This is a genomic window from Streptomyces sp. SID5910 (genome assembly GCF_009862125.1).
Lineage (GTDB): Bacteria > Actinomycetota > Actinomycetes > Streptomycetales > Streptomycetaceae > Streptomyces.
In genome coordinates this window covers 1-4,299 of record NZ_WWHX01000310.1, presented here as the reverse complement: position 1 = coordinate 4,299, position 4,299 = coordinate 1, and the positions used below count along the sequence as shown (strand labels likewise).

The following is a 4,299-nucleotide window of genomic DNA, read 5'->3' as shown; positions in this document are numbered from 1 at the left end:
CCGCTCCTGCCCGCTCGGCCCGGGGCCGGTCATCGTTTGTCCCCGGTGCGGTCGCGGCGGGTCAGGGCCCGCTGGACCCGGGAGAGGCCGGCGAGCCGGTGCTGGCGCAGCGCGGCCCGCGCCGCGTTGGCGCCGGGCGCGCCGTGCACGCCGCCTCCGGGGTGTGCTCCGGCGGAGGCGAGGTAGAGGCCGGCGACGGGTGTCTCCGGCCGTCCGGTCCCGGGTACGGGCCGGAAGAAGAGCTGCTGGTGCATGGCGGTGGTGCCGCCGTTGATGGCGCCGCCGTGGAGATTGGCGTCCATCGACTGGAGGGTCGGCGGGGCCAGGACGCGGCGGGCGCGGATCAGGGAGCGGAAGCCGGGGGCGAAGCGCTCCACCTGCCGCTCGACCCGGTCGGCCATGAGTTCCTGCTCCTTGGCGTCCCAGCTGCCGGTGATCCCCTCGTCGCCCGCGTCGCCCCGCACGTCCTGCGGGACGTGGGTGTACGCCCAGGCCGACTCGGTGCCCTCGGGTGAGCGGGAGGGGTCGGCGGTCGTCATCTGGCCGAACAGCGCGAAGGGGCGGTCGGGGACCTGCTGCATGGCGATCTGGGCGGCGAACCGGGTGAGTTCGTCGAGGCCGTCGGCGAGGTGCACGGTCCCGGCCCCCGCGGCCTGGGCGCACTGCCAGGGCACGGGGCCGTCCAGCGCCCAGTCCACCTTGAAGGTGGCGAAGTCCCACTGGAAGCGCTCCAGGTCGGTGAGGACCTGGCCGGGCAGGTCCGCCGGATCGACGAGGGATCCGTACAGGGCGGGCACGGACACGTCCGCGAGGACGGCGCGCCGGGCGGTGACCGTCTCCCCGCCGGCCGTGCGCACGCCCAGCGCACGCCGGTCGCGGACGACGACATGGTCGACGCGCCGGCCGCAGCGCAGGGTGCCGCCGAGGGAGCGCAGCCGGCGCACCAGCGCCTCGGTTAGAGCTCCGGAGCCGCCGACGGGCACGGGGAAGCCGTAGGTCTGGCCGAGCATCGACATCAGCCAGCCGAAGCCGCCGCTGCCCGCGGCCTCGGGCGCGAGGTCCGCGTGCAGGGCGTTGCCCGCCAGCAGCAGCCTGCCGCCCTCGCCGCGGAATTCCTCCTCGCCCAGCCGGCGCACCGGCAGCACCAGGGTGCGGGCCAGCCGCAGCCCGCCCGCGCCGCGCAGCCGCAGGGCCAGCCGGGCGGCGGCCCGCACCGGCGGGAACGGTGTGAACAGGGCGTCCAGGATGTCGGCCCGGTAGCGGTCCCAGACGGCGTGCAGGTGCTCCCAGGCGGCGCCGTCCCCGGGTGCGAAGTCGTCCAGGGAGGCGGCGGTGGTGGCGACGTCCCGGTCGAGGACCGCGCACGTGCCGTCGGTCAGGGGGTGGGCGAGCACGTGGGGCGCGTGGGCCCAGCGCAGCCCGTACCGCTCCAGCCGCAGGCCGGCCAGCACCGGAGAGGCCGCGGCGAGCGGGTAGAAGGAGCTGAACAGGTCGTTCACGAAGCCGGGGGCGACCTCGCTGTCGTGGCGCACGGCCCCGCCCGGTCCGGGCTGCTCCTCCAGGACCTCCACGCTCCAGCCCGCGTCGGCGAGGAGGTTGGCGGCGACCAGCCCGTTGGGGCCGGCGCCGATCACGACGGCGTCAGGCATGACCGGCTCCCGGTTCGGGCGCGGGGGCCGGGTCCGGCCGGCTCCGCTCACCGGCTCCGTCCTCGCACAGCCCGGCGAGGCGGGCCAGCATGGCCCGGTGCCTGAGCTGGATCACCGCTTCGACGGCCATGTTGTGCACGAGTCCGCCGGCGCCGCGCAGGGGGTGTTCGTCCACGAACATCAGGCACTGCTCGCCCCAGGGACGGAGCTCGAAGGCGATCCGCGCCGTGCCGAGGGGGCCGGCGATCGCCTCGAGTTCCAGCGCGGAGCCCTCCTCGCAGCGTCTGACGACCGTCTCGTTGTGCAGCCGGAGCGGGCCGAGGCACACCTCGTACTCGATCGCGGCGCCGACCTGCGGCCACTGCCCCCGCGTGGGGGTGGACGACGACGTGCCCACGACCCAGTCCGCGTACCGGGTGCCGTCCGCGAGGACGTCCCACACCGCCTGCGGAGTCGTCTTGATCAACCGATGCCGAACCGCCACGCGCGCCTCCACGTCCGAGAACCCGGCCAGGACTCAGCACTGAGTGCCCCGTCCGTGAGGGGCCAACCGGGGCGGACGGGGCACTCCGCAAAAGCTGCTGCATTGGCATGGACCTGATAAAGACTCGTCGCTAAGCTCGACACAACCCGTTGAGAGCGCTCTCAGACCGCGGTTGTTCCACCCCCACCTCGCTGGAACGACGAAGGGCACCCCTGTGAGACGCAGCAGACTCCGCAACTGTGGCCTGGCCACCCTCCTCGTCCTCGGCGGCTGGACCGCGGCGGGCACGGTGCCCGCCGCGGCGACCGGCTCGCCCGCCGGCTCCCCCACCGCCCCCACCGCCTCCGCCGGTCTCCTCCAGGCCATGCAGCGGGACTTCGGCCTCACCCGCGCCCAGGCCGAGGACCGGCTCGCGGCGGAACGGCACGCCACCGACATCGCCCCCGCCGCACAGCGGGCCGCCGGGGACGCCTTCGGCGGCTCGTGGTTCGACGCCGGCCGCGGGCGGCTGACCGTGGCCGTCACCTCGGACGCCTCCCCCACCACGGTCCGGGCCGTCCGCTCCACCGGCGCCGACGTCCGCACCGTCACGTACAGCGCCCGGCAGCTCGACGCCGCCGGACAGCGCGTCGACCTCCTGGACGCGCCCGCGGGCGTCAGCGGCTGGCACGTCGACCCGGCCGCCAACAAGGTGGTCGTCGACGTGGTCGGCGGCGAACACGCCGACAACGATGTCCAGCGCTTCCTGTCCCAGGCCCGCGCGGCCGGTCCGGTGACCGTGCGGACCGTGCCGGCCGCCCCGCGGACCTTCGCGGCGGGCACGGTCGGCGGCGACCCGTACTACACCGGCAACGTCCGCTGCTCCATCGGCTTCTCGGTGCACGGCGGCTTCATCACCGCCGGGCACTGCGGCCAGGCCGGTGCCGGCGTCAGCGGCTGGGACGGCTCGTACATCGGCACGTTCCAGGGCTCCTCGTTCCCGGACAACGACTACGCGTGGGTCAGCGTGGGCAGCGGCTGGTGGACGGTCCCCGTCGTGCTCGGCTGGGGCACGGTCTCCGACCAGCTGGTGCGCGGCTCGAACGAGGCTCCGGTCGGCGCCTCGGTGTGCCGCTCCGGTTCCACCACCCACTGGCACTGCGGCACCGTGCTCGCCAAGAACGAGACGGTCAACTACGCGCAGGGCGCGGTGCACCAGATGACGAAGACCAGCGTGTGCGCCGAGGGCGGCGACTCGGGCGGCTCCTTCATCAGCGGTGACCAGGCGCAGGGCGTCACCTCGGGCGGCTGGGGCAACTGCTCCGGCGGCGGGGAGACGTGGTTCCAGCCGGTCAACGAGATCCTGAACCGGTATGGGCTGACCCTGCACACGGCCTGACCGCGCGCGGCGACGCGGAGGGCCCCGCCGGGCGACCGGCGGGGCCCGTACGGGCGCGCGTCGTCCGCTGCCGGGTCACAGGTCGCCCGGTCCTCTCCCGCCGGGGCCGGACTCCGCGGTGAGCCGGCGGTAGGCGGCGCGGGCGTGGACCAGCCGGGCCAGGGCGGTCCCGACGAGGGCCGCGCCGAACAGACAGGCCAGCCAGAACGCGTCCCGGCGCCCGGCCCAGGTGAGCACGCCGGCGGGCGGTATCGCGAAGCCGTTGAGGGACAGCCAGCACAGGACGGCCGTGCCCGGGGCGGCGGTGAACCGGGCGCACAGCCCGAGCAGGGCCGCCAGGACGGAGAGCACGGCCAGCGCGACACCCGGACGCCCGGAGCCCACGGTGCCGTTGAGCAGGGCCACGAGGGAGAGCGCGCCGGCGAAGGCGCCCGCCCACACCAGCGGGGCCGCGACGGGGCGGGGGACGGGTCTGGCACCGCTGCCCAGGGGCACCCACTCGATCATGCGCACGGCTCCTTCCGCTCCGGGGGACGGCCACATTGTCCCACCGGGGCGGGGTGTTGTTCGGCGGCGGGTTGTTCTTCGGCCGCGGGCCCGGTGGGGGCGCGGTCGTTGTTCGGCCGCGGGGCGGTGGGGGCTGGGCGCGCAGTTCCCCGCGCCCCTTCTTGCGTGCGCTGGGGCGGGCGTCGGGGTGTGGTGGCCGCCGGTCACCCTGGGCGCGGTTGTTGTTCGGGCGCGGGCCCGGTGGGGGCTGGGCGCGCAGTTCCCCGCGCCCCTTCGGGGCG

Annotated in this window: 4 protein-coding genes; 1 reads left to right on the top strand and 3 read right to left on the bottom strand. The window is 75.6% G+C overall.

The window, feature by feature from the left end; genetic code table 11:
- Positions 1–29: 29 nt before the first annotated feature.
- Together GTW67_RS10615 and GTW67_RS10610 are read right to left on the bottom strand one after the other, a co-directional pair.
- On the bottom strand, positions 30–1,649 hold the full coding sequence (locus tag GTW67_RS10615; protein WP_161164550.1) for a phytoene desaturase family protein: 1,620 nt from the start codon (positions 1,647–1,649) through the stop codon (positions 30–32).
- A complete protein-coding gene (locus GTW67_RS10610) occupies positions 1,642–2,133 on the bottom strand; it encodes an SRPBCC family protein (RefSeq protein WP_161164549.1) in 492 nt (163 codons plus the stop codon). Before GTW67_RS10610 ends, GTW67_RS10615 begins: the two co-directional genes overlap by 8 nt.
- 214 nt (positions 2,134–2,347) lie before the next feature.
- Between GTW67_RS10610 and GTW67_RS10605 the strand changes: the two genes are divergently transcribed.
- On the top strand, positions 2,348–3,511 hold the full coding sequence (locus tag GTW67_RS10605) for an alpha-lytic protease prodomain-containing protein (RefSeq protein WP_161164548.1): 1,164 nt from the start codon (positions 2,348–2,350) through the stop codon (positions 3,509–3,511).
- A gap of 75 nt (positions 3,512–3,586) precedes the next feature.
- Here the strand turns inward: GTW67_RS10605 and GTW67_RS10600 are convergent, their stop codons facing one another.
- Complete coding sequence (locus GTW67_RS10600; protein ID WP_161164547.1) at positions 3,587–4,018, bottom strand: hypothetical protein; 432 nt, start codon at positions 4,016–4,018, stop codon at positions 3,587–3,589.
- Between the last annotated feature and the right edge of the window lie 281 nt (positions 4,019–4,299).

What these genes read in the sequence shown, in the direction of transcription:
- GTW67_RS10615 (WP_161164550.1), bottom strand. Translation starts at nt 1,649, where the DNA reads ATGCCTGACGCCGTCGTGATCGGCGCCGGCCCCAACGGGCTGGTCGCC.
- GTW67_RS10600 (WP_161164547.1), bottom strand. Translation starts at nt 4,018, where the DNA reads ATGATCGAGTGGGTGCCCCTGGGCAGCGGTGCCAGACCCGTCCCCCGC.